This window comes from Thiohalorhabdus sp. Cl-TMA, assembly GCF_041821045.1.
Lineage (GTDB): Bacteria > Pseudomonadota > Gammaproteobacteria > Thiohalorhabdales > Thiohalorhabdaceae > Thiohalorhabdus > Thiohalorhabdus methylotropha.
Genome location: NZ_JBGUAW010000013.1, coordinates 43247 through 67861 on the forward strand (window position 1 = coordinate 43247; position 24615 = coordinate 67861).

Here is a 24615-nt window from a genome sequence, read left to right on the forward strand (position 1 = left end):
TCCAGCTCCCTCCTTACGTCGCGTACCGCGCCGAGCGCCGGCCGGTATGGGGCACCACCTCCCGGAAGCGATCCCGGAACAGGAAGCCCTGCGCATAGTCGATGCCCAGGTGGCGGGCCCGCTCCAGATCCGCGACGGTTTCCACCCCTTCCAGCACCGTGCGCTTACCCGTCTCCCGGGCGAACTCCAGGAGCTTGCGCAGGAGGGTGTCGAATTCCGGCTGGCGCCTGCGCAGCCAGGTACGGTCGAGCTTGAGGTAGTCCACCCCCACCAGCACCGGGAAGGCGAGCATGGCGTGGTCGGCGCCGATGTCGTCCAGGGCCAGCTCCGCCCCGTGGGTGCGGAGGATCTCCGCCATGGCCAGGCTGGCCCGGGCGTCGCTGAGCTTGGCGTTCTCGATGATCTCCACCACCAGCCCGGCGCGGCCCACCAGCTGCGCCAGCACGGGATGGCTCGCATCGGGCTGGCCCGCGGCGAGCAAGGCGTCGGGATCCAGGTTCACGAAGAGCTTGGCGCCCGGCGGCGCATGGGCCACCTGCAGGGCCTTTACCGCTGTCTCCACCTGGAGCAGGAGCAGGGGATTGTCATGGAGGGCCCGGAAGACCCCGTTGGGCGGGAGGTCGGCACCCTCGCGGCTGCGGAACCGGGCCAGGGCCTCGAATCCGTGGACTTCGCCGCTGCCGACCGCTACCAGCGGCTGGTACACGACGCCGAAGGAGCGGTGCTCCACCACCTGGAGCAGGGTGGCCGGATCCAGCTCCGGCGGATCGGTCTCGGCATGCTCTTCCATGGGGGTCTCGCGCTTAATTTTTTGAAATGATAATCATTATCATAAAATTAAGCAAGCCGCCCCCCCCTCTCCTGACCATATCCCACGTGTCTAGCTGGAGGTGGCCGAAGGTGTCTCAGATGGCAAAAACTTCTGGATAGAGCCTTCCAGTCTGTCTGCGTTTGGTAGCTCATGTGCTCTTTCCTTCCTGTTGGGTGCGGGCTGGTCCGTCCGGCGAGGGCCATCGACCAGCCGGTAGCGGTTCGCGATGCTATGATTCGGCTGGTAATATCAATCCAATATCAATTCCGGACTTCGTGATGCAGTGGAAGTATCTATCCCGGGTGCAGCTGGGCGAGCTGGAGGCCGCGGCGGCCGTGGCACGGACATTGAGCTTCCGGGCCGCGGCGGAGGCGCTCCGCATCGCGCAGCCCTCCGTGTCCCGGAAGGTCGCGCACCTGGAGGACACGCTGGGCTGCCGCCTGTTCGAGCGCGACCGGGTTTCGGTGCAGCTCACCCCCGCCGGCCGGATGCTGACGGACCGGCTGCCGGAGCTGTTCCAGGCACTCGAGCAATGCCTGAGCGAATCCGCCGACGCAGGCCACGGCATCACCGGCACGGTGCGCATCGGCTTCTCGGAGGCGGCCATGTCCAGCTTCCTGCCGCCGCTGCTCCGGGCGGTAAAACGCGCCTGCACCGGCTGCAGCCTGGAGCTCACCGAGGCCGCCTCCAACGAGGTCGCCGAGGGGGTACGTACCCGGCGCTTCGATGCGGGGTTCGCATTGGCCCGGCCCCGGGACCCGGAGCTGGACGTGACGCCCCTGCCTTCCGAGCCGGTGGGCGTGGTGCTTCCGGACGACCACCCCCTGGCGGAGAGAAGCGTTCTCGGACTGGCCGACCTCCGCGATGAGGCGTTCATCCTGTTCCCACGCCCCGTGAACCCGCATCTGTATGACCGCATGATCGTGTGCTGCGCCGAATTCGGCTTCAGCCCCAGGGTGGCCCTGGAGGTCACGCCGCGCAGCAAGGCCATCGCCATGGCCGCCGCCGGCGAGGGCATCGCCACCATTCCCGAGCGCCTCCGCCACCAGTGCCTGCCCGGAACGGTCTACCGGCGCCTGGCCCCGCCGGCGCCGGAGATCGAGTTCAGCATGCTGGTGCGCACCGAGACCCGGGCCGAATGGCTGGAGGTGATGCACCGGCATGTGGCGGCCCTGTGGGCGGATTCGGCGGATGGGGCGCAATAAAGCCCGGGCCATCGCGCTGATGGTGGGTAAGGGGGATGACTACGCAATAACCCATAGCTTTTTGGGGATTGGTCAACTTCTCCGATACCCGCCGGTAGCAGCCCGAACCAGCTTCATCGAAGCGCAAGGGTCGGCCCCGGAACCCTGTTGACCTGATAGGATCAGAACCTCTTGGATTCGGGGAGCTACCGGAGAAAGAAGGAAATCATGCGCGGTTACGAAACGCGGGAATGGTGGCCCTTTCCGGCACTGGATATTTGGGGGGCGATTCTGTGCGGCCTGCTGGTGCTCGGCGGCTATGCCCTCCAGTGGCTCGCCGGCATGGAGCCCTGCCCCTTCTGCCTGCTGGAGCGCTACCTGCTGATGGGTCTGGGCGCGGCCTTCGTCGTTTCCCTCTGGCTGCGTCCGCGAGGCTGGACCCACTGGGTGGCGGGTGGCCTCCTGCTGCTTCCGGCGGGTGCCGGACTGGCCGCCACCATCCACCACCTGCGCGTCCAAAGCGGCGCGGCCCCTTCCGCCTGCGGCGAGCCGGCCGCCGGCCCGCTTTCCAACCAGGGCCTGCCCATGGCCTCGGGCACCGAGCCCACCGGGCCTTCCGGCTGGCAAGCCTGGCTGCCGGAGGCCACGGCCTCGTGCGCCGATCCGGACCTGTTCCTCGGGATCAATCTGGTGCTCTGGGCCTTGGCCGCTTTCGCGGCCTTGGGGGGCGTGGGGGTGCTCGCCCACTTCGTCATGGGCATCCGGTCTGTGGGCAGCAATCGCCTCTGAGCCCGGCGCCCGCCATTGCGGGAGCGGCTCCGGCCGCGACGGGATCGACTCGGCGCAGGGAACGGGGACTCTAACGGCCAGCTGTCCACTTCCGGGGCCCAGGGACCCCGTGCCCCAAACCACGGGTTGGGGCACCATGAGAAAAAAATATTTTCCCGGTGCGGCCCAACGTTTTACCTTCATAAGGCGGATGCACGTCTTCACCCGCTCAGGCAGACCTGCCCAAGGAGGCCCAAATGTCCGGACTGCGGTGGCTGATCTCCGTATTACTGCTCGCCCTGTCGGCCGCACCGCTGGCGGCCGCGGAGTCGGAGCACGGGAAGATGGAGGGCGTGGGCGACTTCGAGATCCCCGAATGGTTCAAGGTGTCCTTCCTGAACCTCCCCGAGGACGTGAAGGAGGCGGGCCAGGCGGACAAGAATCTGCTCCTGGTCTGGTACCAGGACGGGTGCCCCTACTGCGAGCGCCTGATCAATACCAACTTCAGCCAGAAGGGGATCGTGGAGTACACCCAGGAGCACTTCGACGTCATCGCCCTCAACCTGTGGGGCAGCCGCACGGTCACCGGGCTCGACGGCGGCTCGCTGTCCGAAAAGGCCCTGGGCAAGCGCATGGGCGTGCAGTTCACGCCGACCCTGCAGTTCCTGGACAAGCAGGGCGAGGTGGTCCTGCGCCTGAACGGCTATTACCCCCCGGAGAAATTCCGCACGGCTTTGCAATACGTGGGGGAGGACGCCTTCAGGAATCAGGCGTTCAGCGCCTTCATGAAGGCCAACACCCCGGAGGGCGGCAAACCGGGCAAGCTGCTTGCCGAGCCTTTCTTCGCGGACAGCCCCCACGACCTCTCCGAGAAGAAAGGCCCCGTGGCGGTGTTCTTCGAGCAGCGCCAGTGCCCCGACTGCGTGCGGCTGCATGAGGGCATCCTGGACGACCCCCGCATGCGCGAGCTGCTCGAGCCCTTCCACGTGGTCCAGGTCGACCGCTGGAGCGAGGACAAGCTGGTCACCCCCGGCGGCAAGCGCCTCAGCGCCCGCCAATGGGGCGACGAGCTGGGCCTGGACTACGTGCCCGCCATGGTGCTGTTCGACCGGGGCGAGGAGGTGATCCGCATGGAATCCCTGTTCAAGGGCTTCCACGTGCGCTCCATGGTGGACTACGTGGCCTCCGGCGCCTACCGGGACCAGCCGCGCTTCCAGCGCTACATCCAGGCGCGCAGCGAGCGGCTCATGGAAGAGGGGCAAACTGTGGATCTGTGGGAGAAGAACTGAAAAGGCGCCCCCGCATCCCGGGGCGGCGCCCGGCTTGACCGGCCGCCGCCCCGCCCTGCCGCTTTCCCTTTGCCCGAAGCATTTCCCGCGACCGGATCCGCGTTCCGCCACGGGCTCCGAAGGATCCGGGCACTACCAACTCGGCTAACCCGGCCGACGTATATATTGGCTCGGGTTACCCCGCAGCCAACTGGGCACCCGCCCAAGGCCTACAGTGGCCGGGGCCCCTCCTATATACCTCGTTGCCTAACGCCGGCCCGTGGGACTGGCCTCTGGCCGCGACGCCTTTTCCAGGGAGGACCGGTCCGTCCAGAAAGCCGTCTCCGGCTCCCCGCTAAGCGTGTCGCGACCAGAGATCGCTCCCACCACTATCCCCAGGTTTTCTGACCCCCTGATAACGGCCATAGGCGACCCATTCATTACCAGCGCAGCGGAACCTATTGCCATTTCGTACGTCAAATCGTACGATTCTTTCAGCTACATGCACAGGAGCCTTCGATGCCCACCCTGACGGCCAGTGAAGCCCGCTCCCAGCTTTACCGCCTGATCGACCAAGTCGCCGAATCCCATGAACCGACATTGATCAGCGGCAAGCGGAATAATGCCGTGATCCTGTCCGAAGATGACTGGCGTACCATTCAGGAGACGCTGCACCTGCTCGCCATACCGGGGATGCGGGAATCGATTCACGAGGGTATGGAAACGCCGATCGAGGAATGTGATCAGGGTCCCGGGTGGTGACTTGGCGCCTCGTTTACACCAAACAGGCGCAAAAAGATGCCAAGAAGCTCGCGAGCACCAACCTGAAGCCCAAGGCCCAGGAACTACTGGATCTCCTGGCTGATGACCCCTGGACCTCCCCGCCCCCTTACGAAAAGCTCGTTGGGGACCTGGAAGGTGCCTCTTCCCGCCGAATCAATATCCAGCATCAGCTCGTCTACCAGACCCTCGAGGAGGAGAAGACGGTAAAGATCCTGCGGATGTGGACCCACTACGAATAGCGGGCGCTATCCCCGCTCCCTGTCTTGGCCTCGGAAAATCCAGCTGCCGAACCGGATACCCTGGTTGGCCGGGAATCCGGCTCGGGATGCACAGCAGACGGCCGGGCCTGCGCCAAACGCCCTCAGCGGCCGGGGGCCTCCCATGGACCTCGATACCCAAGGCCGCCCCGTGGGGGTGGCCTCCGGCCACAATGCCCTGCTCCACGATCCCGAAGTGTGCCTGCAGGTTCTGGTAGAGGGTCCCTAAAGCCTCGAACTGGGTTCCGGGACCTGACACGTAGTGGATGCCCACGCAACCCGGAGCGTAGTGGTAAGGCCTCATTCTACCCACCAGGCAAGGCCGCCCCCAACCAACCGGCATGGCGTGCCGCCAGCGGCGCCGCTGCAAGGCCACCACGGATAGCAACCATGGGCGGGGCCGGTGGCGCCCGATTTTCTGTAACGCCAGTTCCAGGGTCGCGAGCCTAATCGGGTCTGGGTGGCGAATATCACCACCCTCTGGAACCGCGAAGGATGGCTGTATTTGGTCGCCGTCCTGGATTTGGCGCTGGGCCGGCGTCGGTCGGAAGTTGGCCTCATCCACCACTCGGGCCGGGGCGGCCAGTCCGTGAGGCGAGAGAAGACCTTGGGAGGTCCGCCACTTCATGGAGCTGGCGTGCAACAGCGAAATTCCCAACACCGCGCTAAACCAGCAGACCCTGCAGGAGTGGGCATTGGCTGCTGTCTCTTAAGTCAGCGTCCGCTGCGCCTTGACCAGAACACATCGAAGGGCCAGAAGGCCGGCTTCAGGCCGGTGGCTTCCAAGTCCAGGAATACGGGCATGATGCACGCCCGCCTTGCGCGGGCAATCTGCTCACCTGCGCCGGTGCCCATCCAGATAGTCCGCCACGCGGGCCAGGCCGGCCGGGTCGCGCATGAGCTCCAGGGGAACGCCGTACAGGGCGTGGTTGTAATTGCGGAGCCATTGGTTCCTGACCACTGCATCACCGGCCGCAATGATGTCCAGGAAAAGAAAGGCCCGCACGAAATGGCGGGCTCGCCCGCCGAGGGGGCTCTCCGGGTCGATCTCCGTGGCCCCCGTCCGGTAGTCCTCGATGACTTCCGGGCCGGTTCCGAGGAACCCGCCCAGAGCCGCGTCGTCGATCCCGAAATATTCGGCCGATTTGAGAACCGCCTCGGTGATCACGGGTGACAGCCTGTTGGCACCTTCTTCCAAACCCGTCCCTTGAGTTTATGGGGCCTCTATCGTCGGATGAAGGCTGCTTGGCTTTCCGGGGAGCCCCGCAGCGGTGTGACCAGCCCAGCCATGGCTCTCCCGGGCGGCCGGACACCGGCTTCCGGTTCCCCGGAGCGGGTTCCGGGGCTAAGAGGTGACGCCCGCCTCGATGCGACCGAGGAGGTCAGTCACCTCCCGGGCGCCGGCCTCTCCGAATTCATTCATATAGTCCTCCGGCACCCGGCCCCCGAGCCCCCAAGCCGGACTATGAAGCCACGTTCGCGCAGCCTCCCCGGAACCGAACACCTCGGCGGCCCTTTCTTCGATATCCATCTCTGTAGCCTCCCCTGCCTTCACTACGCCTTCCAGGCGATGGCTCAAATTCATCAGGTGGCGGAAGATGCGGGAATGATCGGCCACGAGCGTATCCAGGTTGTCCGGGACCGCCCGGGGATCCGGATCCCAAGCGGCCGCCTCCCACTGTAGGAACCCCCACTGTTCGAGCAGCACCCGATCCTCCCCCGGAAGCACCGGGGCTTGCCCGTCCACCCCTCCGGCGGCCAGCGCCAGGAGGGCCGGTCCCCAGGGCCGTTCCCTCGGGATCGCCGGGAGCCAGCCGTATTGGGCCTGGCACGCCAGTTTCAGGACTCCTTCCGCAAGCTCCATGCCCTCGGCCAAGCATTCGGAGACCTGAGGGTTCAGAAATGGCCCCCCTTCGTTGTCAACCGCGCTGGCGAAAGCCTTCCGGGCGAGCCGCCATTGACGGCGGATGGCGCCCCGTTTACGCCGAAGGGTGCCTCCGGATCGAAGGGGCGCGGGACCCCCTCCAGAGGATAGGGATGGAACGGGATGCCCGTTGCGATCCGCTCGGCATCGACCCATTCCAGGATGTCCCCGTAGGTGCGGGAGGGCAACCGAGCCACCTCGACGGCCAAGTCCACATCCGAGCGCTCGTGAAATCCGTAGGGGGCATATGCCGGCCGGAGCACGGACCCATTGATGTGGATTCGATGCCCTTGGTCCGCGGCCTCCGCCACCAAGGCCCGGGCGGCGCCGAGCCACGCCCGGCGGCGGTCCTCCAGGAATCCGAGATCCGGTTTCGGGATTCCCGCGCCTTCGGAAACCATCCCTAATACCCCAGTGCCAGAATCCGGTACATCTCCATCAGGTGACGCACGTCGGCCTCGGCGCGGTGCCGTTGCCAACCGGCGGCCTGGATACGTGCCCAGGCTTCGGCCTCCGCGGACTCGTAGCGTTCTTCGGCGCCCTCCGGGAGCAGGGCGTTCCAGAGCGGCCCCGCGTCGAGAAGCCCGAAGGCCTGCTCCCAATCCGGGTCGGCAAAGAGTTCGGCGAGCCACAGACCGTCGAAGTGGACAGCGGTGCAGTACGCGGTGCGTCCCGCCAGGGCCTCGTTCAGGCGCCGCGCCACCTGGTCGGGGGGTTCGCCATTCACGGCCAGGTGGTCCCGGCTGAGCCCGTGCATCTGGTGGGCCACCGGGTCGATGGGCTCGGCCCATTCCGGGATCCCGGTCGGATCGATCAGGTGGGCCGCCACCACGCCGGTCTCCGTGTTCCCCCAGGCCACCTCCAGGGGATAGCTCTCAGGGCCTAGACTGGAGGCCTCGAAGTCGAGGAAAATAGGCATCCTGGATCTCTGCCGGTCGGATTATCAGGCCGTAAGGATTACCCATGATAAGAGTTTTCCCAGGAGCGATTTGAAGGATAGTTCCAAAATCCTGGCCAAGAAACCGCCCACGAGAACACTCTTCTTGGCAGCTTATTGAAATATGGCCCTTCTTCGCTCTCTCATGGGCTCTGCATAGATAACGGGAAGGGACAAAGCAATTAGGCCGCCCACCCCTATTTGTATAGCGGAGGGCTCCTGAAGAGGAATATTACTTTCTACAAAATGAAGGGAGGCAATTAGCACCCCTGCCAATACCAGATCCTTGGCGATGAAAATCCCACCTCGCACCCAATAGCTTCTTGCTCCAGAGAACCGAATAAGCGCCGACAAGGGGACAATAACGCTCCATAAACCCCCGGTTGCCCCGATGGCCAAACTCCCTCCAAGCAAACCCCACCATCCTGGGAGCTTCAAGCCCACCATCCCCCACCCAATCAACGCGAGGAATAGGAAGGTGCCTACGCGCAACAGATAAGGTTTGGAATCCAGATCAGTCATGCCAAGCCCTCCTTGGTAGGAAGCTGCTAACCGGATCAACACGGTTGGGGGAAATAACGTTTATTCGGAGCGTGCGCCATGGATTTGCCCCCTTTTTCCTCGCGAAGCAGACAAAGAGAACGACCTGAAGAACTGTCCCTGGTAATACGGGCATTCCGCAACTGATTAGACTACATAGTGGGGACTTAGCTCGCCATCAGAAACAAGAAGGTCGGGCCCGTTAACGCTTGGATGAATTTCTAAAACCCAATGCCCACCCTAAGACCGGCCTCGGTCGCCCGTACGCTTTCCATGGTGTACTCGAACTTTCCGATCGTTTCGGGGGCGGTTTCCGATAGCTTGTAGGTGCGCACGAACGGCGCCAATAACAGTCCGCGGCGTCGCGCCTCCAGCGTCAGCCGGCCCTGCCACCCGGTTACCCCGGCGAAAGTGAGGGATCCCGTCGATCCCACGTCCAGGACCTCCAGCGTCTCTTCCCCCCAGAAAACAGCCCCGGCCTCGGCCGTCGTATGGACCATCCAGGCCCCCATTCTTCCGGACATGGTTAGCCCCAGCGGCATGTAGCCGGCCCGACTGGTGCGCCGGCCTCCCACATCCACATGGCGGTACCCTAATCCGGTATATACCGTCGTTCCAGCCATCTCAGTGGCGAGTAAGGCCCGGACTTCCCCCATCCGCATGCGCTCAATAGGCTCATCAGCCTCCCTCTCGTTGGTCGCACCGCCGACCAGGGCCCTAGCCGCCACCCTCAGCCGGACTTCCCGTCCAACATCCACACGAGCCCAGACGCCCGCCAAGCTGCCCCGCGACTGAATCATGTCGGCCACTTTTCCGTTGGAACCGCCCCCGGTCTGAACCTCTTGTTCGATCAGTTTGACCTTGGATTCGTGAAAGGCCACCTCCACAGCGGCGTGTCCACCGGCTTGGGCTTCGCCGGCGAGCACTGCCAGGGCGGCAAATACCATACGCCTCGTGGTCATGGTTTTCCTCTGGTGTATGTGAACAACGGCAGGCCAACCCGACCTCCATCGGAGCGACCATGCGTTTCCGTTTGCTGCCCTGACTCATCGCGCCCCAATCCGCGGGCGGATCGTCCGTGTTCGGGCAAGATTTCCAGGGGATGAATGGGCCCCTCGCCGGTTCCGACCCCCATGGGCTACGGGCGCAGCTAGAAGATCACATTCAGGCGGGCAAAGGGCCCGTGCCACAGATCGGAACGGGAGAACTCGAGGTACAGGCCATCGGCCTCCGCCTTATCCGACTGGCTTCCCCCCATATACGCCCCCAGGGCCTGGTAGCCGGCCACCAGCTGGTAGCCGAGCCCGCCGGCGTCGGCGAAGCGTTCCTGCCAGAGGTAGCCGGCCTCGAGCATGCCGTCCACGGCGAAGAACGCCTGGCTGCGTACCTTCGACAGGCCGGTCTCCTTGCGGGCCTCGGATTTCACCGCGGAGGAGATGTCGGCCGCGCCCATGCCCAGGGCGAGCTTGCCGGTGATGTAGACCTGGTGATAATCGGTCTCGTAGCGGCGGGCGTAGGCCATGGGGTCGTAGCCGGCCGCCAGGGCCAGCTTCTGGATGCCGAACTCCGGATCGAAGGCCGAGTAGACGATGTTCTTGCCCGGACCGCTGAAGCCTACCGCCGAGGGCATCTGGTAGGTGGTGTACTCCAGCCCCCACAACCAGCCCCGTTCCAGGGTCTGGTAGACCCCGAACTGGCTGTAGTCCACCTTGAAGGCCTGGAACGTGGTCGCCGCCTGGTCGGGCCGGTCCACCTTCGCCACCCCCTCGGTGGCGGTCCGCCGGAAGCGGATCCGCAGCCCGGAAGAGCGCGAGAACAGGCTCTGGAAATCCAGGGTACCGATCAGATACTCGGAGGCCTCGCGCCCCGCGGTGCCGGCCCCGCCGGCGGCATCCCGGGCCTGGTCCTTGAGGTAGATTAGCCCCAGGCGGGTCTCGCCGAATCGGGCCTGGAATTGCCCGGAATAAAGCAGGCTGGGCTCGATCCGATAGTCCACGTTCAGGAAGGTCCGGTCCCCCTCGCTGACCTCGGAGTGCGCTTCCCAATTCAGCCGCTGGATGCCGCCCCCCACCTTGAGCGTGGTCCACCGCTCCCCCTCGCTGAACACACCGGTCGTCGGCGTGGTGAGGTTGGCGAGGTCTTTGCGCGGGACGGTGATCGCCACCCGCTCGCCGTGGGTGCTGTCGGTGGCGAGGACCAGGTATGCTTCCTCGCCCCGGGGGAAGACCTCCGGATCGAAGCCCACGTTGCGCTCGGTGGACAGGTAGAGGGCGCCGTTTTGGGGCGGCTCCATTCCGGGGCCAGCCTGCGCCAGGTAGACGCCCTTGTTGCTAGGGCTGACGTAGCGGTACACGGCGCCCACCACGGTGCCGTCCGCGAGCGGGTGGGCGGCCAGGACTCCGTTGCGGTCCCCGTGCTTGGCCAGCCGCACCCCCGACCGCGACCAGCCCTCCGCAGCATGGCCGAGCCAAACGGTGCCGGAGCGATCCACGCCGATCATGCCCAACCGCCCGTCGAGGTCGTTCTCGATGCGGCCGTGGGTGAGCGGGGCGGGGGCCTTGGGCTTCCAGCCCGGCAGCCGGCGGCCGTCCTGGCCGATGGGCATCAGCCCTTCACTGGTGAGGGCCAGCAGCTGCCCCTGCCGGCTGATGTGCAGGTCCAGCAGCACCGGGCGGTTCGCCTGCTCCTCGGAGAGCAGCACCTTGTCCAGCAGACGGGTCGCCGCGTTGCCTTTCCGCAGGAAATGCGCCTGGAAGCCCGGGGCCACATCCGCCACCTTGCCCCCCTGGTCATAGAGGGTGTACTGGGTGTCGCAATAGTCCCCGCAGTCGTGGCTGACCAGGGCGAAGGCCCGGTCCCGGTAGCGCGCCCGGGCCCGGCCGGAGACCGTCGTTTCCGTTCCGAAGCGCCGCAGCACCTCCCCGGCGCCATTCTTCACGGCCGGGTAGCAGGTCCGGTTTTCGCCTTCGCCAAGGCATGTTTGATCCACCTCCACCGAGGGGGCCTCGGCCTCGTCGTAATAGGCCTCCGCCGGTAGCTCGGTGAATTCGGCGGGGAACCCCGCCAGTTCCTTGGCGGGCACGGCCCGGGGGCCGCAAATGAGCAGGGCCAGGCCCACGGCCAGCACGGCGCGGGTAAGGTGCTTCGCGGGCATAGAACCAACCTGGGTTGCGGGCGAGGGGGAATTCGCGCAGTCCCGACTCGGGGGTGCCACGTCAGGGATGGAGGCGGACCTGGGCCAGCCAGGCGCCGCGGGCGGCCTCCCTGTCGAGGTGCTCGTCCCCCGTTCGCTCGAGGGCGACCTCCACCCCGGGTCCGGCACCGGGGAGGTCCACGGCCAGTCCCAGGCCGAGGCGCCCGGTACGCGCCTGGACGCCGCCGACCAGGTAGCGCTTGCCCAGCGCATAGGCGCGCCACGTCCCGGAAGCCGAACCGACTCCAAGGGACACCTGGGGAGCGAGGAAGAATTCGGCGAGCTGCCCGGTGCCGGAGCCGAAGTGGACCTCCAGGCCGCCGTTCAGCCCCCCGCTCCGGGAGATCTTGCCGGCGTTGACGAAAACCTGGTTCCCGGGTCCCGGGCCGCTACCGCCTCCGACCCCGAGGACACCACTCGCCAAAGCGGTTGTCGGACCAAGCACAAGCAGCCCGATGGCTAGCAGCCAGCCGATTTTGCGCATGCATGCTCCCGGGGTTTGCACGGTGCTTCGAAGGGGCTGGGAAGGATACCAGGACAAAGCGGGGACAGTCCTCCTATCGGCCAGGCTATCGGAGCCACGGGCTTTGCGTCCCCTCACAAGCCGGACACCGCTCCCCACAGAGCCCCCATGGGCGCCCAAATGGCGGCAGCAAAATCGCGCCTGCGGACAAAAGTCGAATGGAGGAGACATCCGGAAACCGTTAGTCCGGGCACCCGGTTGTCCCGCCCTTGCGGCCCGGGCCGAGATCGGCAACAATGGAAACGTTCTCTTTTCGTTTTCATCGCGTACCCTCGAGGCCCCCTGCCCCATGGACCACGATCAGAACTTCAAGAACCTGATCCTCGACTACCCGGAGCAGGCCCTGGCCTTTTTCGCTCCGGAGGAGGCCGCAGGCCTGGACGGCGAGGCCCGCGTCCTGCCCATTCGCCAGGAGCAGATCAAGGACCGCCTGAGCGACCGCTTCCGGGCGCTCGACATCCCGCTGCTGGTGGAATGGCCGGACGGCCGGCGGGCCCTGTTGCTGTTCGTCGTCGAGGAGGAGACCGATCCGCGGCGCTTCTCGCCGCACCGCCTGGCTCGCTACTGCCTGGACCTCGCCGAGCTGTTCGAGACGGACCGGGTCGTGCCTGTGGTGGTCTTCTTGCAGCCGGGGGAGCGGGCGGGGCCCCTTCGCCTCGGTGGGGACCGGCATACCTACCTGGACTTTCGCTACCTGGCCTGCCCCCTGGCCGAGCTCCCCTTCGAGCGGTTCCGTGCCAGCGACAACCTGGTGGCCCGGCTGAACCTGCCGAATATGGCCTACCCCGCCACTGCCAAGCTCTCCGTCTACCACGCGGCCTTCCAGGGCCTGCTGCAGCTGGAGCCCGATCCCGACCGCCAGGCCAAGTATCTGGATTTCGTGGACCTGTATGCGGCACTTACCCCCGAAGAACTGGCAGAATACCGGCAGCACTATCCCGAGGAGGTGGAAGCCATGACCACGTTCGCCGAGCGGCATCGCAAGGAAGGCCTCGAACAGGGCCTCGAACAGGGCCTCGAGCAAGGCCTCGAACAGGGGATTGAACAAGGTATCGAGCAGGGCATGAAGAAGGGGGAGCGCGCCGTGCTACTGCGCCTCATCGAGCGCAAGTTCGGCCCGGAGGCGGCCGCCGCCCACCGGACCCGCATCGAGCACGCGGACCCCGATACCCTGCTCGCCTGGTCGGACAACCTCCTCACCGCGGATTCGGTGGAAGAGGTCTTCCAGAGCACTTAACGGGAATTCGCGGACCCAGAGGCCCCGCGCCCCCACCCGTGGAGTCGGCGGAATACCGGCAGCACTACCCCGAGGAGGTGGAAGCCATGACCACGTTCGCCGAGCGGCATCGCAAGGAAGGCCTCGAACAGGGCCTCGAGCAAGGCCTCGAACAGGGGATTGAACAAGGTATCGAGCAGGGCATGAAGAAGGGGGAGCGCGCCGTGCTACTGCGCCTCATCGAGCGCAAGTTCGGCCCGGAGGCGGCCGCCGCCCACCGGACCCGCATCGAGCACGCGGACCCCGATACCCTGCTCGCCTGGTCGGACAACCTCCTTACTGCGGATTCGGTGGAGGAGGTATTCAAAGGGATGTAACCGTCTTCGCTTCTTCTTACTGCTTTCGGCTTCCACCCAGACTTCGCTCCCAACCCATGCAAAACCTCCCTCGAGCATCTTGGCCCACGCAATACCTCTGCATTGCGCAAAAGCGGTATCATTTCGGGAGAGGACGAGAACCACACACGTCCCCCCGAGTCGCGGGTGAAACCCGATTCAAGGGGTACACCGCCGCTCTTTTTTCAGGCTTCGCCGGGCTCGGGATCAATTCGCCGCGGGACCGGTCCAGCCCAGAATAGCCGCAGCTATACGTCGCTCCGGTGGCTCCTTCTCGGGAACCGTCCGGAAGGCCGCAAGCGCCCGAGGACCAAGCTCGGCCTCCTGGGCAATAAGATCGTCGCGAATGTCGGCAAGAAGCAATGGGCGGGCGCGCCTGGGCTCCCCGAGCCGGCGGTACCAAACGGGGCGGACCAGCTCAAGCCACCGGGTGGCCACAATCTCCCAGTCGGGGCTTCGGTTCCCATCCGGCCGTTCCAGGACATCGCGTACCGCTCGATAAGCCTCCAGAGCCGGTTGGTCCCGCCGGCTTGATGCAGCTCGTTCAAATCCAGCGAGCACCGCCCCCATTTCGGTCAAGGCCCGCTGCTTCTTGCGGGGAAGCAATCCGCGCTCCGCTTCGGCCAGCCGGTCAACAAAGCGACCGAGGGTCTCGGCAGCGGATTGGTCAAGCGCCATGCTGCCAGTATCCGATGCCAGCCGGCGTCGTAAGCCATCACTGACCGCCTCCAGGGTGGTCTGGGGCTCCTCGTCGAGGCTGGGCAGGAGGATCCACCGTGGGGCTCGCTCCCCGCTTCCGGCCAGGCAAAAGAACGCCCAGGGGGTATCGGTCGGAACCACGCTCACTCGCGCCATTACCCGGGCACTAACCGTCCGATAGTGTTCATAGGTGGCCGCGTCCACCAAGGCCTGCGGGCCTTCAACCAAGCCACGCACCGACTCGAAGGCGTCCTCCACCTGTCCCGTTTCCGCGAAACGGGCGGCCTTTTCGTATTCGGTAATAAGGGTCTCGGTAGGTACCGACTCGCCGCTAGTCCGCTGCAGGGCCTCGGGAAGGGGCAAGTTGGAGCCGAGCAGCTGATCTACTGCGGCGTGGCGCTGCACGAAACGCTCGTCGGCGGTCAGCGCGAAGGCGGGATCGTCCCGAGGCCACCACACCTCAATGCGGGGATGGGGACTATCCATACGGTCGACACGGCCGGTGCGCTGCTCGGCCACCCGCACAACCGACGGCATATCGAGGTGCACCAGCGCGGAGGCGGCTTGCAGGTTTGCACCTTCAGCGAGGCTGTCGGAGCATAAAGCGATTCCCTCCTGCCCTTCCCTGCCGGGCCGAAACCCCCGCAGGACGGCTTCCCGTTCCGCTTGTCCCCCCGAGCCCGTAGCCACCCAAATCCTCGCCTCGGGATCAGCCGCCAATAGGAGCGCCCGGATATGCGCCAGGGTAATGAGCGTACTATCGAAAGCCAGCAATCGCTCGTGATGGCGGGTCAAATTTCGCAGGTGTGCCACTTTGGCCCGCTCTCGGGCTGGTGAAAGCGCACGGGCCTCTTCCAGGATCTGCTCCAGGATATCCGCATCATGGTCACAGGCCGCCGCATGGGCCGCGGAATCCGTCAGCCAAGCCGGCGGATCTACATCCAAGTGGTTCTCAGGGGGATGACCGCGAAGCCCGCGAACGGTGGCGATTACGGCTCCGGTATCGTCGGGCTTGTGGAAGCCCTCCAGGCTGAAGGCCTCGCGGGCGACTTCGGTACCCGCAAGATGCTCCACCAAAGCGGGCCGCGAGGAGCGCATGGCGGCCAGAATCCGGTACTGGCTGAGGCGGGACGCCGACAGCAGCCGGCTTTCCAGGTACTTGGTCGCGTCCCATCCTTGCTTCTGGAGCACCACCGGAAGCTCTAGCCGTCCGGTAAGCTGACCCACCCCGTAGAGCTGGGAGGCGAGCGCTCGAATACGCCGAGCACCCGAACGGTCAGCCTCCACCTCGTCGAGGTCGTAGGTGCGGGGCACATGCTCCGGGAACCGGCAGGGCCGACCGGCATAGTCCCGGTAGGCGTCGGGCTCCCGATCGATGAGGGCGTTGAACATGCGCTTGGTGCGCCGGACGGTAAACTTGCGGATCTCGGCGCGTAGAGCGCCGGCTTCCTGAGGCGTGAGGCCATCCCGATTGCCTCGCGCCCGCAGCATCTGCTGGAAGGCCTCCAGGGTAACTGGTTCAAGGTTGTCGGCGCCCAGCAGATCCGCCACCCGGATCAGATCCTGGGGGCCACGGTTAATGGGCGTCGCGGTGAACAGCAAGACATGGTCGGCCATGTGGTGCAGCAACTGGCGGGAGCGGTTGGACCCCTGGTTATTAAAATTGTGGGCCTCATCCACGCACAATAGGCGGGATTGGCGCAGGGCCATGAGCAAGCGCTGGTGGCGTTCGCCACGGGAATGGCTCAGATGCCCATGAGAAAAAGTGCGCAATGCGGCACCGGCGGTTAGGGCTTCTCCGTCCCATTCGGACTCCACGGCTGGCGGCCCGATCAGCACACCGCCGTCATGTCCCAAGGCCCCCGACCGAACGAGCCGATCCTGCACTGCTCGGATCAGATGGGCCCCCATGCGCGTCTTGCCCGAGCCCGTGGCGTCCGCCACCAGCACACTGCCCTGCCGATCGAGGATATACAAGGCCTGGGCGATGCCCTGCCGCTGGGCCGGCCACAAGGCCTCGAAACCGGACGGATCCATCGTTCGCAGCAGTGCCTGTGCCCAGCCTCCCTCGAGCAGCTCCGCAGCCGCCCGCGCCAGCGCCTCCTGCCAATCCACCACCTGCAGCAGGCGATCCAGGAGCTCGAGTAAGCGCTCATCGAAAGGGGTCCCCAGCGCCCAATAGTTCTCACCGATCTCCCGGGCTTCCCGATAACGGCGGGCTTCGCCGGAGCGGGTAAAGCGGGCATTGGCCTCCCACTGCCGGACGAGGCCGCTGGCGGAGAAATTGCTTGAGCCCAGGATTGCCGCATCGTCACCGATGTAGAGCTTGGCGTGGAGCTGACGGCGATCCCCGGCCAGGTAGCGGGTAGTGATACAGCCCGTGCGCAGCCGTTCCCGGAAAGCGAGAAGCCGGGCCGAAAGCCGCAGGGAGATGCCCCGTTCCAACCAGTAGCGCTCGACTGCTTCCGGGAAGGAACGCCCGCCCGGCTCGATAGTTTCGAGCCGATCCGTTAGAGGTTCCGTACCAAACAGGATGCGCAGCGGGCCTTCCGTCGTCAGCTCGGCGGTGGTGTCCAGGAGATGCGCCAGGGCGGCAAAGCCGGTAACCACAAGCGGTTCGGCAGAGCCGGTCAGATCGGCGGTGACCGTATCCTGGACCCGCGCCCCTGCGTGATTCAGGGGGAAACGTTCGGCGGGTGGCCAGGCTAGCTCCGCATCCGACTCCCGACCAGCCTCCCCATCACCGAAGAGATCCAGGGTGTGGCTTACCATAGCCAAAAGGTAACAAGTCTGGGTGGGTGCGGGAATCGCTAATCCCGGGAAGAGCTTTGAAAATCCGCGGCAAGGGCGCTCACCACCCTGCTTTGGCCCTTCCGGAAGGACCAGCGCTCCCCATACTCCCGGTTGTAGCGCTCCGGATCCTCCACCTGCGCCAGCAGCGCCTCCTCATCCCGGTAGGCCAGGGTGGCCGGGCCAGTTATGCCGGGACGAACGGACAGGATCGCCGGCCCGTCCCCTCCAGGGCATCCGCATATCCCGGCACATCCGGGCGGGGCCCCACGAAGCTCATGTGACTTACCAGGACGTCGAACAGCTGCGGCATCTCGTCGATCCTGGAGCGGCGGAAGAAGCGGCCCAGGGGGGGAGTGAGGCGGGGGGGGCATGACCGATGGCAACAGTTGCACCCAAAGCCGAATCCAACCGCATGGTATGCAGCTTAACCACCCAGAAGATCCGGCCGCCCTGCACCACCCGCTGCTGGGTAAAGAAGCCATTGGCGCGGGTATCCAGCGTGGCCGCCAGCCACGCCGGCAGGGTGACTCAGATGGTAAGCGGCCCCCAGAACATCAAAGCCGCGCTTGAGCAAGGCCTGCGATTTGCTGAGCCCTCGCGACCCATCCTCTCCTTGCACGGAAATTTCCAAGACACCCCTTTCCTCTACAATCTCTCTAACCACCCCCACCCCACGGATTAACCACCTCCAACGACAGCCCGGCGAAGTCCTCGACATTACGCGTCGCCAGCTTAGCCCCCCGGCAAATGGTAATGGCCGCGATCTGGGCATCGGCCATGCTGATGGGGCGCCCTTGCGCTTGGCGCCGCGTGACAAGCCCGGCATACACCTCCGCCTCCTCGGCGCCGAAGGAAAGCACCCGGTCCCCGAATTCCTCCTCAAACATGGTCCTTGCCAGGGCCTGGAGCATTTCCTTGCGCTGGCCGTCATCCAGACGCTCGATCCCGTAAAGAACCTCGGCGACGGTAAGGGCGGTCACCGCCAGCTCTCCCGCCGGCCAGCCATCCACCCAAGCGACCACTTTGGTATTGGGCGCCGGGCGCATCAGCTCCGAGACAACGTTGGTGTCGAGGACGATCATTCCCGGAAGTCCGGCGAGCGGGGCGGCTCCTGCCGTTCAGGGGACGGCAGCTCGCAGCCACCGACCCCCTGGAACCGGCCCACGATGCGGCTTCCCACCCCCTGCTCCAGCGTGGATGGGGCCACAGCCTGCCGGAGGATGTGTCGGACCTCCTCCTCCATGGACCGGCCATGCCGGGCGGCCTCGATTCGCAGCCGGTCCTTTACCTCGTCATCCAGGTTCCGAATGGTCAAATTCGCCATGGGCAGCACCTCTTTTATGCTAGCAATGCTAGCATAAAGGCCGCATCCCCTTCCATGGAGCTAGCCTCCGGTATTCGTCAAGGTAGTTGTCGCATCCCTGAGTATTACGCTGCGGCTTGTTCAGGGCCCTCCTGGGTTCTCACTCCGGGTTCAGCCCAACCGGCCCTGCCGGGTTCCAATTCCGGCTTTTGCCACTCCAAACCCTCGGGTTTTCCGCCTTGACCCGCGCATAGATGGCCCGACGCTTGGCCAGGATGGCCACACCCTCGCCGTTGTACGCTGGTGCGGCGTGACATACCCAATGCGGCTGTGCCGGTTTTCCTCGTTGTACCAGCGGACGAAACTGTAGACCCAGGAGCGCGCTGCCGCCAGATCCGCGAACCCCTCGGTAGGGAAATCCGGCACGTACTTGCAGGTTCGGAATATTGCCTCCGCGAAGGCGTTGTCGTTGGAGACCCGCGGCCGGCTAAAGGACGTCGATCTCCAGGCGGCGCAGGGTCTCCAGCATGGTGGCCCCTTTCATGGGGGAGCCATTGAGTGCGCTACCGTCGGCTGATTGCTGCAGCCCTCGGCTAGCACGGCCCGCTCGACGACGTCAGCGCCCCAGGGCGGCCGACTCTCGGACATGGACCTCTCAGCCTGCTCAATCTTGCGCGGGTACAGGTCCGGGATCAGGAACAGGCAGTAAAACGGCCCCCGTACGAGAACGGGGGGCCAGGTAACGTCCCAAGACCCAACCTCGCAGGGCCTGTCCGCCCGGGTGGTCCGGCCACCCAGGGCCGCCTTCATACGCCACATCACCTGGTCGGGAGGGGCGCCATTCACGGCCAGGTGGTCCCGGCTGAGCCCGTGCATCTGGTGGGCCACCGGGTCGATGGGCTCGGCCCATTCCGGGATCCCGGTCGGATCGATCAGGTGGGCCGCCACCACGCCGGTCTCCGTGTTCCCCCAGGCCACCTCCAGTGGATAGCTTTCCGGGCCCAAACTCGAGGCCTCGAAGTCGAGGAAAACGGGCATCGTGGACGCTCCGCTTCAGCGGTTATCATGCAACATGGAAGAGGCAGGATACCGGGAGGTTCCGCCATGGCCACCCACGACGAGGACTTCGCCCGATGGTGCCACAACCAAGCCACCCGCCTGCGTGAGATCGAAGGGGTCGGCCATGTCCTGCTGCCCGGCATCGACGTGGCCAATGTGGCCGAGGAGATCGAGTCCTGGGCCCGGCACCAGCTGCATGAAGCCACCCGGTTCGCGGAGGAGGTCGTGGCCACCACCTTGGCGCTCTCCCGGCGAAAGGACCTGCCCTGGGGCGTCTTCGAATATTGGGACGACCGCCAGAATATCGCTCGGGATTGGCTGGCCGCCCAGATTGATCAATCCCCGAGCCTGCGCCCGCGATTGGAATCGCAGATGGGCGCAATCAACCCCGCGGGGCATATACAGGCAGAGCTTTTGTTCTGCCTTGCCGGCCTGCAGCCGCCCGAGTTTGCCCCGCCCGGGTTTACCCTCGCTGACCTCCTGATGGAGGCGAACCCATGAACTCTGCGTACGAAAACGATTTTGCCCAATGGGCCACCGAGGAAGGCCGCCGGTTAGCGGCCCTCGCGGAGCATCCCCCGAGCGGGCTCACCGGCATCGACCTGCCGCACCTCGCCGAGGAGATCGCCGGCTGGGCCGCGCAGGAAACGACCGAGGCCATCGACAGCGCGGCCGAATTCATCGCCTACGACCTCGCCTATGCTCGCGCCCGGGAACAGGGCCTGCCGGACAACCTTTGGCGGCCCTGGCTCGGCCGCCGGGGGCAGGCCTGGGTATGGCTGACAAACCTGCTCAAGGGCTCCCCGAGTCTTCGTGCCTCGCTGGAGGAGCCGGAGAGGAGCCGACGCATCAACCGCCTGGGGCGGGCCGAGGCCCGGGGGTTGTTCCGCCATGCCGGGTATGAGCCGCCCGAGATCCCGGAGCCCGCCTACACCCTCGAGGGTATTCTGCAGGCCTTTAACTAGCCCTTTAACCGTGCAGGTTCCCGTCGAGGTAGTCGGCCACCCGGGCCAGCCCGGCGGGATCGCGCATGAGCTCGATAGGGCTCCCGTTAAGGTGTTGGTTGTAGTGGTTGAGCCACTGGCTCCGGGTCCCTGCATCCCCGGCCGTAATGGTATCCAGTGCGGTAAAGACCCGCACGATATCCCGGGCCCGGGCGCCGAGGGCGCTATCCGGATCGATTTCCGCGGCGCCCGTGCGGTACTCCTCGATGGGCACCGGGCCGGCCCCGAGGATCAGGCTCAGGTCCGTATCGGTGATCCCCAGATAGGCCGCCGAGTTCAGGAGCGCATCGGTGAGCACCGCGGATAGCCTGGTGGTCTCCTCCATGGTCTACATACCTCCCAGATCAAGGTCGATGAGGCGATCCGGGGCGAATCCCTGGACCGATTCGTGCGGATACCCGGCCTGGTTGCTCACGATCCGCGTGCCGGCCACCTCGAAATCGCAGCAGTGATGCGTGTGGCCGCAGATCCATAGGGGCGCATTCACCCCGAACAGCTCCCCGCAGTCGGAGACGAACCCTGGCGCCAGCCTGGTGTCCCCGTCCGGGGGCCGGAACTGCGGCGGCTGGGTGTCCATGTGCGGACCGTGATGGGTGACCACCACCGCCGGGCCTTCCGCCAAGCGTTCAGCCAGCCAGCTGCGCGAACCGAGATGCAGAACGCGGGTATCCGCTGGCTGCAGGCGCCGCCCCTGGTACCGGATCAGGCGGTAGTCGTTCAGGCCTTCGGCCACCCGCCCCGCCCCAACCTCCCGGTCTCCCGTGATTTCCAGGTCCGTCCAGAGGGTGGCGCCGAGGAAGCGGACCCCGGCGATGGTGGCCACCCCCCGCTCTACGACTTGGACGTTAGCCGTGTCCCGGGCGGCGTCCCGGCACGCCTGGTAGGTCTCTTCCAGGTCGCGCCCATAGGCCTCGTGGTTGCCCAGCACGTAGAGCACTGGGAGCTTCGGAAAGGTGCGGTGCGGTCCGCCCAGGCGATGCCGGCCGCCCCCTTGTGGATGTCGCCGGCGAGGACCAGCACATCCGCCTCCTCGTTGATCCGCTCGGCGCGGATGGAATTGATCGGGCCGCCGCCCCGGGCCAGATGGTCCGCCGCGTAGAACTCCAGGTGCAGATCACTCAGGTAGGCGATACGCACTTCAGCCTCCGAGCAGGATCCGGCGCACCTCCATCAGCTGGCGCACATCGTTGGCGGCTCGGTGGGCATAGATGTCCTGGGCGTTTAGCCGCTCCCAGGCCAAATCCATGGCCACCTGGTACGCCGTGGCGTCCCCGCGGGCGAGGCCCACCAGGTGCCACTTGGCGTCCTTCCATGCGATCCCCGGGTCGGGGAACTCGCCAAGGGTGTCCTGGATCAGCCGGTGCACCCAATCCTTGTCGGCGCCAGAGGTGGCCATCACGGTTTTCCCGGTAAGCTGGCGCACCACCTCTTCGGCCACCTGACGGGGCGGCAACCCGTGCTCGGCGAGGTGGGCGCGGGATAGGCCGTGCACGCCCTGAGCAGCCGGATCCCAATCGGTCCAGTCCTCCATCCCGGTGGGATCGATCAGGTAGGACCGGATGATCCCGGTGGTGACGTCGCCCCAGGCCACCTCGATCGGGTAGCTATAGAATTCGTCCAAGCTGGAGGCCTCGCAGTCTAGGAAAAACATTCCCTCGCCTTCATTCACTGCCCATTCAGTATGGCTAAAGCCCGAGCTACATCATCGTCCTGCAGCCCCTGCTCGGGGTCGACCTCCACGACCGGGTAGCCAAGGCCATCGCGGTCGCCCCACTGGTCGTCCAGGGCTACCCAGGCCACGGGCTCTCCGTTGCGACGGAGCCAGTCGGCCACCTCCTCAAAGCGCCGGCAGAAGGAGTAGGCCAGATCCGGATCCGTAGTCCCCACCAAGGGCGCATCCGGCCAACCCGCGGCGGCCAATAGATCGCTGATCTCCCCGAGCTCCAGCACCGTCCGCCAATCACTGGAGACGATGACCTGCGCCTCGGCCTCGACCACCAGGTCCCGGACCCGGCCCACCAAGCGGTCCTCCAAGAGCGCACACCGCTCGGGATCTACCCAGCGCCAGGTGCAGCCCTCCCCTTCGTTGACCGTCCCAGAATCGAAACGCCCTTGACCGGGCGCCAAGGTGGATCTGCGGTTCACTACCCCATCGAAGTCCAAAAACAGCACGCGGTTCGCAGTTACCACATCAACCTCCCAGCAGAATCCGGCGCACCTCCATCAGGTGGCGCACCACCTCCTCGGCCACCTGCCGGGGCGGCAACCCGTGCTCGGCGAGGAGGGCGCGGGACAGCCCGTGCACGTCCTGGGCGGCCGGGTCCCAATCGGTCCAGTCCGCCATCCCGGTGGGACCGATCAGGTAGGAATGGATGGTTCCGGTGGTAACGGACCCCCAGGCCACCTCGATGGGATAGCTGTGCCACTCGTCGAGGCTGGAAGCCTCGCAATCGAGGAAATACATCCCACGCACCCTTTCACTTGCAGCCGAGCAGAACCAGGACTTGCCGCACATCGGCCGCATGTAGCCCCTGCTCGGGGTCGATATCTAGGCTCCTCGACGCCGCAAATGGATTTCACATAGTCTTTGCGGACACGAAAAGCCTGGTTCGGACTGCCACTTACCCCACGTTTTGAGGTCCCGCATGCAGAGCAAGGACATCCTCGCCCTCGGACTGGGCCTGGAATCGCCCTGGGAGCTGGTCGACCAAGAGCTGAACACCGAGGTCGAGCCTTATGAGCTGCATATGCGGGTCAGCGCCCCTCGCGGCTCCCTGTTCCCTTGCCCGGAGTGCGGTCAGTGGTGCAAGGCCCGGGATTTCAAGGAAATGACCTGGCGCCACCTCAACTTCGCCCTCGCACCACGCCTACATTACGGCGGACGTGCCCCGCACCGATTGCCCCGACTGCGGCGTCAAGCGGATTACGGTGCCGTGGGCCCGCGAAGGGAGCCACTTCACGCTGCTGTTCGAGCAGGTGGCCCTGTCCCTGGTCCGCGAAATGCTGGTCAACGCCGCGGCCCGCCAGATGGGCGTCACCGACAAGCGCCTATGGCGCGTTGTTAACCAATATGTTTGCCGGGCCAAGGCCCAGATCGATCTCAGCGATGTCAGCGCCATCGCGCTGGATGAAACCGCCGCCAAACGGGGCCAGCACTACGTCACCGTCTTCATCGACCTGGAGCGGACGGCGAATCCCGTGATCTTCGCCACCCCCGGCCAGGACAAGGACGCCCTGCGCCGCTTCCGGAACCACCTGCAGGCCCAGGGCGGCGCAGCCAACGGCGTCTGGGAGGTCGTCTGCGACATGTCCCAGGCCTTCCAGACCGGGGTCACCGAGACCTTCCCCAACGCCTCGCTGACCACCGATTGGTTCCACGTCGTCCAGCGCGTCACCGACGCCATGAACGATGTGCGCAAGGCGGAAGCCCGGACCCTCAAGCTGCCCAAGGGCGCCCGCTGGGCGACCCTCAAGGCCAGCGAGCGTCGGCGCAGCCGCCGCCAGGACCAGGCCCTGGCCGAGCTGGAGGCCAGGCAGGCGCGGCCACCGGCCAGGCTTACGCCATCAAAGAGAAGCTGCGTTGGGTGCGCCAGGCGGCTTCCCGACAGGCGGCCCGCTGGCACCTCACGCGCTTCCTGCGCTTAGCTAAGGCCCGCACGGCTGGCATCGAGGTCCTTGAGCCCATGCAGAAAGCTTTGGCGACCATCGGGCACCAGTTCGAAGCCATGCTCCGGCGTTGGCGCTCAACCTATTCCAATGCCCGTCTGGAAGGACTCAACAGCACCTTCCAGGCGGCTCGGGCGCGGGCCCGCGGCTACCGCAACCAGCAGACCTTCATTACCATGATCTATCTGCTTGCCGCGCCCATCGGCAAAGTGGGAATCTATGGCCTGCTTCCGTTTTGCAAGCCACCGGGTTTGGAGGAGGGACGGGTTGCGCCAATCTATTCGGCCTCTTG

27 protein-coding genes and 4 pseudogenes are annotated in these 24615 nt (G+C 65.6%); 11 read left to right on the plus strand and 20 right to left on the minus strand.

Translation table 11 applies throughout. The features are described from left to right. Positions 1–13: 13 nt before the first annotated feature. Positions 14–790: an EAL domain-containing protein gene (locus ACERLL_RS16365; RefSeq protein ID WP_373657177.1), complete on the minus strand. Its 777-nt coding sequence runs from the start codon at positions 788–790 to the stop codon at positions 14–16. Between the two features lie 299 nt (positions 791–1089). Here ACERLL_RS16365 and ACERLL_RS16370 point away from each other — a divergent pair, with 299 nt between their 5' ends. The 6 genes and pseudogenes from ACERLL_RS16370 to ACERLL_RS16395 form a co-directional block, all read left to right on the plus strand. Continuing rightward, positions 1090–2016 carry a LysR family transcriptional regulator gene (locus ACERLL_RS16370; protein WP_373657178.1) on the plus strand — a complete coding sequence of 309 codons (927 nt, stop codon included), beginning with the start codon at positions 1090–1092 and terminating at the stop codon, positions 2014–2016. A 207-nt stretch (positions 2017–2223) separates the two neighbouring features. Next, a complete protein-coding gene (locus ACERLL_RS16375; RefSeq protein WP_373657179.1) occupies positions 2224–2784 on the plus strand; it encodes a disulfide bond formation protein B in 561 nt (186 codons plus the stop codon). 236 nt (positions 2785–3020) lie between these two features. After that, a complete protein-coding gene (locus tag ACERLL_RS16380) occupies positions 3021–4052 on the plus strand; it encodes a thioredoxin family protein (RefSeq protein ID WP_373657180.1) in 1032 nt (343 codons plus the stop codon). A gap of 498 nt (positions 4053–4550) precedes the next feature. Then, entirely contained in the window at positions 4551–4793 is a 243-nt protein-coding gene (locus tag ACERLL_RS16385; RefSeq protein WP_373657181.1) for a type II toxin-antitoxin system Phd/YefM family antitoxin, read from the plus strand. Next, positions 4790–5053 carry a Txe/YoeB family addiction module toxin gene (locus ACERLL_RS16390; protein WP_373657182.1) on the plus strand — a complete coding sequence of 88 codons (264 nt, stop codon included), beginning with the start codon at positions 4790–4792 and terminating at the stop codon, positions 5051–5053. Before ACERLL_RS16385 ends, ACERLL_RS16390 begins: the two co-directional genes overlap by 4 nt. Before the next feature lie 347 nt (positions 5054–5400). Further along, a pseudogene (locus ACERLL_RS16395) lies at positions 5401–5669 on the plus strand (IS3 family transposase); the annotation flags it as partial. 237 nt (positions 5670–5906) lie between these two features. On the opposite strand, the gene ACERLL_RS16400 reads toward ACERLL_RS16395, so the two are convergent. The 8 genes from ACERLL_RS16400 to ACERLL_RS16435 form a co-directional block, all read right to left on the minus strand. Next, positions 5907–6269 (minus strand): MbcA/ParS/Xre antitoxin family protein, encoded by a 363-nt coding sequence (locus ACERLL_RS16400; protein ID WP_373657183.1) that lies wholly within the window; start codon positions 6267–6269, stop codon positions 5907–5909. Between the two features lie 147 nt (positions 6270–6416). After that, a complete protein-coding gene (locus tag ACERLL_RS16405; RefSeq protein ID WP_373657184.1) occupies positions 6417–6935 on the minus strand; it encodes an antitoxin Xre/MbcA/ParS toxin-binding domain-containing protein in 519 nt (172 codons plus the stop codon). 32 nt (positions 6936–6967) lie between these two features. Further along, complete coding sequence (locus ACERLL_RS16410) at positions 6968–7396, minus strand: hypothetical protein (protein WP_373657185.1); 429 nt, start codon at positions 7394–7396, stop codon at positions 6968–6970. 2 nt (positions 7397–7398) lie between these two features. Further along, positions 7399–7914, minus strand: coding sequence for a 3'-5' exonuclease family protein (locus tag ACERLL_RS16415; RefSeq protein WP_373657186.1), 516 nt, complete (start codon positions 7912–7914; stop codon positions 7399–7401). A 132-nt stretch (positions 7915–8046) separates the two neighbouring features. Next, entirely contained in the window at positions 8047–8454 is a 408-nt protein-coding gene (locus ACERLL_RS16420) for a hypothetical protein (protein ID WP_373657187.1), read from the minus strand. 239 nt (positions 8455–8693) lie between these two features. Next, positions 8694–9434, minus strand: a complete 741-nt coding sequence (locus tag ACERLL_RS16425) for a hypothetical protein (RefSeq protein WP_373657188.1) — start codon at positions 9432–9434, stop codon at positions 8694–8696. A gap of 188 nt (positions 9435–9622) precedes the next feature. Further along, positions 9623–11626 carry a hypothetical protein gene (locus ACERLL_RS16430; protein ID WP_373657189.1) on the minus strand — a complete coding sequence of 668 codons (2004 nt, stop codon included), beginning with the start codon at positions 11624–11626 and terminating at the stop codon, positions 9623–9625. A 61-nt stretch (positions 11627–11687) separates the two neighbouring features. Further along, complete coding sequence (locus ACERLL_RS16435) at positions 11688–12149, minus strand: hypothetical protein (protein ID WP_373657190.1); 462 nt, start codon at positions 12147–12149, stop codon at positions 11688–11690. A 328-nt stretch (positions 12150–12477) separates the two neighbouring features. Between ACERLL_RS16435 and ACERLL_RS16440 the strand changes: the two genes are divergently transcribed. Both ACERLL_RS16440 and ACERLL_RS16445 read left to right on the plus strand, forming a co-directional pair. After that, positions 12478–13425 (plus strand): RpnC/YadD family protein, encoded by a 948-nt coding sequence (locus ACERLL_RS16440; protein ID WP_373657191.1) that lies wholly within the window; start codon positions 12478–12480, stop codon positions 13423–13425. An 86-nt stretch (positions 13426–13511) separates the two neighbouring features. Then, the gene (locus ACERLL_RS16445; RefSeq protein ID WP_373657192.1) at positions 13512–13781 is read left to right on the plus strand and encodes an RpnC/YadD family protein; all 270 of its coding nucleotides are present in this window, start codon (positions 13512–13514) and stop codon (positions 13779–13781) included. A 225-nt stretch (positions 13782–14006) separates the two neighbouring features. Here the strand turns inward: ACERLL_RS16445 and ACERLL_RS16450 are convergent, their stop codons facing one another. From ACERLL_RS16450 to ACERLL_RS16475, 6 genes and pseudogenes are all read right to left on the minus strand, one after another. Beyond that, positions 14007–17270, minus strand: a complete 3264-nt coding sequence (locus ACERLL_RS16450) for a helicase-related protein (RefSeq protein WP_373657205.1) — start codon at positions 17268–17270, stop codon at positions 14007–14009. 38 nt (positions 17271–17308) lie between these two features. Further along, a pseudogene (locus tag ACERLL_RS16455) lies at positions 17309–17865 on the minus strand (sugar transferase). Positions 17866–17947: 82 nt separating this feature from the next. Further along, positions 17948–18373 (minus strand): type II toxin-antitoxin system VapC family toxin, encoded by a 426-nt coding sequence (locus ACERLL_RS16460; protein WP_373657193.1) that lies wholly within the window; start codon positions 18371–18373, stop codon positions 17948–17950. Beyond that, a complete protein-coding gene (locus ACERLL_RS16465) occupies positions 18370–18615 on the minus strand; it encodes a FitA-like ribbon-helix-helix domain-containing protein (protein WP_373657194.1) in 246 nt (81 codons plus the stop codon). The genes ACERLL_RS16460 and ACERLL_RS16465 overlap by 4 nt, the downstream gene beginning before the upstream one ends. 150 nt (positions 18616–18765) lie before the next feature. Beyond that, positions 18766–19080, minus strand: a pseudogene (locus ACERLL_RS16470) (integrase core domain-containing protein); the annotation flags it as partial. Positions 19081–19134: 54 nt separating this feature from the next. Beyond that, complete coding sequence (locus ACERLL_RS16475; protein ID WP_373657195.1) at positions 19135–19632, minus strand: hypothetical protein; 498 nt, start codon at positions 19630–19632, stop codon at positions 19135–19137. Between the two features lie 66 nt (positions 19633–19698). Here ACERLL_RS16475 and ACERLL_RS16480 point away from each other — a divergent pair, with 66 nt between their 5' ends. Together ACERLL_RS16480 and ACERLL_RS16485 are read left to right on the plus strand one after the other, a co-directional pair. Next, positions 19699–20154, plus strand: a complete 456-nt coding sequence (locus ACERLL_RS16480; RefSeq protein ID WP_373657196.1) for a DUF29 family protein — start codon at positions 19699–19701, stop codon at positions 20152–20154. Further along, positions 20151–20618, plus strand: a complete 468-nt coding sequence (locus ACERLL_RS16485) for a DUF29 family protein (RefSeq protein ID WP_373657197.1) — start codon at positions 20151–20153, stop codon at positions 20616–20618. Before ACERLL_RS16480 ends, ACERLL_RS16485 begins: the two co-directional genes overlap by 4 nt. A gap of 4 nt (positions 20619–20622) precedes the next feature. Here the strand turns inward: ACERLL_RS16485 and ACERLL_RS16490 are convergent, their stop codons facing one another. From ACERLL_RS16490 to ACERLL_RS16510, 5 genes are all read right to left on the minus strand, one after another. Beyond that, entirely contained in the window at positions 20623–20982 is a 360-nt protein-coding gene (locus tag ACERLL_RS16490) for an antitoxin Xre/MbcA/ParS toxin-binding domain-containing protein (RefSeq protein ID WP_373657198.1), read from the minus strand. A gap of 3 nt (positions 20983–20985) precedes the next feature. Next, complete coding sequence (locus ACERLL_RS16495; protein ID WP_373657199.1) at positions 20986–21594, minus strand: metallophosphoesterase; 609 nt, start codon at positions 21592–21594, stop codon at positions 20986–20988. 201 nt (positions 21595–21795) lie between these two features. Beyond that, positions 21796–22278, minus strand: a complete 483-nt coding sequence (locus tag ACERLL_RS16500; protein WP_373657200.1) for a 3'-5' exonuclease family protein — start codon at positions 22276–22278, stop codon at positions 21796–21798. Positions 22279–22322: 44 nt separating this feature from the next. After that, positions 22323–22847 (minus strand): HAD domain-containing protein, encoded by a 525-nt coding sequence (locus tag ACERLL_RS16505; RefSeq protein WP_373657201.1) that lies wholly within the window; start codon positions 22845–22847, stop codon positions 22323–22325. A gap of 1 nt (position 22848) precedes the next feature. Next, complete coding sequence (locus ACERLL_RS16510; protein ID WP_373657202.1) at positions 22849–23121, minus strand: hypothetical protein; 273 nt, start codon at positions 23119–23121, stop codon at positions 22849–22851. A 181-nt stretch (positions 23122–23302) separates the two neighbouring features. Here ACERLL_RS16510 and ACERLL_RS16515 point away from each other — a divergent pair. Next, positions 23303–24526 (plus strand): annotated as a pseudogene (locus ACERLL_RS16515) (ISL3 family transposase); the annotation flags it as partial. Positions 24527–24615: the final 89 nt, after the last annotated feature.

Coding starts and splice junctions, on each gene's coding strand:
- ACERLL_RS16485 (WP_373657197.1), top strand. CDS start 20,151: ATGAACTCTGCGTACGAAAACGATTTTGCCCAATGGGCCACCGAGGAA.
- ACERLL_RS16405 (WP_373657184.1), bottom strand. CDS start 6,935: ATGGAGCTTGCGGAAGGAGTCCTGAAACTGGCGTGCCAGGCCCAATAC.
- ACERLL_RS16445 (WP_373657192.1), top strand. CDS start 13,512: ATGACCACGTTCGCCGAGCGGCATCGCAAGGAAGGCCTCGAACAGGGC.
- ACERLL_RS16430 (WP_373657189.1), bottom strand. CDS start 11,626: ATGCCCGCGAAGCACCTTACCCGCGCCGTGCTGGCCGTGGGCCTGGCC.
- ACERLL_RS16435 (WP_373657190.1), bottom strand. CDS start 12,149: ATGCGCAAAATCGGCTGGCTGCTAGCCATCGGGCTGCTTGTGCTTGGT.
- ACERLL_RS16450 (WP_373657205.1), bottom strand. CDS start 17,270: ATGGTAAGCCACACCCTGGATCTCTTCGGTGATGGGGAGGCTGGTCGG.
- ACERLL_RS16480 (WP_373657196.1), top strand. CDS start 19,699: ATGGCCACCCACGACGAGGACTTCGCCCGATGGTGCCACAACCAAGCC.
- ACERLL_RS16490 (WP_373657198.1), bottom strand. CDS start 20,982: ATGGAGGAGACCACCAGGCTATCCGCGGTGCTCACCGATGCGCTCCTG.
- ACERLL_RS16365 (WP_373657177.1), bottom strand. CDS start 790: ATGGAAGAGCATGCCGAGACCGATCCGCCGGAGCTGGATCCGGCCACC.
- ACERLL_RS16385 (WP_373657181.1), top strand. CDS start 4,551: ATGCCCACCCTGACGGCCAGTGAAGCCCGCTCCCAGCTTTACCGCCTG.
- ACERLL_RS16425 (WP_373657188.1), bottom strand. CDS start 9,434: ATGACCACGAGGCGTATGGTATTTGCCGCCCTGGCAGTGCTCGCCGGC.
- ACERLL_RS16375 (WP_373657179.1), top strand. CDS start 2,224: ATGCGCGGTTACGAAACGCGGGAATGGTGGCCCTTTCCGGCACTGGAT.
- ACERLL_RS16420 (WP_373657187.1), bottom strand. CDS start 8,454: ATGACTGATCTGGATTCCAAACCTTATCTGTTGCGCGTAGGCACCTTC.
- ACERLL_RS16380 (WP_373657180.1), top strand. CDS start 3,021: ATGTCCGGACTGCGGTGGCTGATCTCCGTATTACTGCTCGCCCTGTCG.
- ACERLL_RS16415 (WP_373657186.1), bottom strand. CDS start 7,914: ATGCCTATTTTCCTCGACTTCGAGGCCTCCAGTCTAGGCCCTGAGAGC.
- ACERLL_RS16440 (WP_373657191.1), top strand. CDS start 12,478: ATGGACCACGATCAGAACTTCAAGAACCTGATCCTCGACTACCCGGAG.
- ACERLL_RS16460 (WP_373657193.1), bottom strand. CDS start 18,373: ATGATCGTCCTCGACACCAACGTTGTCTCGGAGCTGATGCGCCCGGCG.
- ACERLL_RS16465 (WP_373657194.1), bottom strand. CDS start 18,615: ATGGCGAATTTGACCATTCGGAACCTGGATGACGAGGTAAAGGACCGG.
- ACERLL_RS16510 (WP_373657202.1), bottom strand. CDS start 23,121: ATGTATTTCCTCGATTGCGAGGCTTCCAGCCTCGACGAGTGGCACAGC.
- ACERLL_RS16410 (WP_373657185.1), bottom strand. CDS start 7,396: ATGGTTTCCGAAGGCGCGGGAATCCCGAAACCGGATCTCGGATTCCTG.
- ACERLL_RS16475 (WP_373657195.1), bottom strand. CDS start 19,632: ATGCCCGTTTTCCTCGACTTCGAGGCCTCGAGTTTGGGCCCGGAAAGC.
- ACERLL_RS16370 (WP_373657178.1), top strand. CDS start 1,090: ATGCAGTGGAAGTATCTATCCCGGGTGCAGCTGGGCGAGCTGGAGGCC.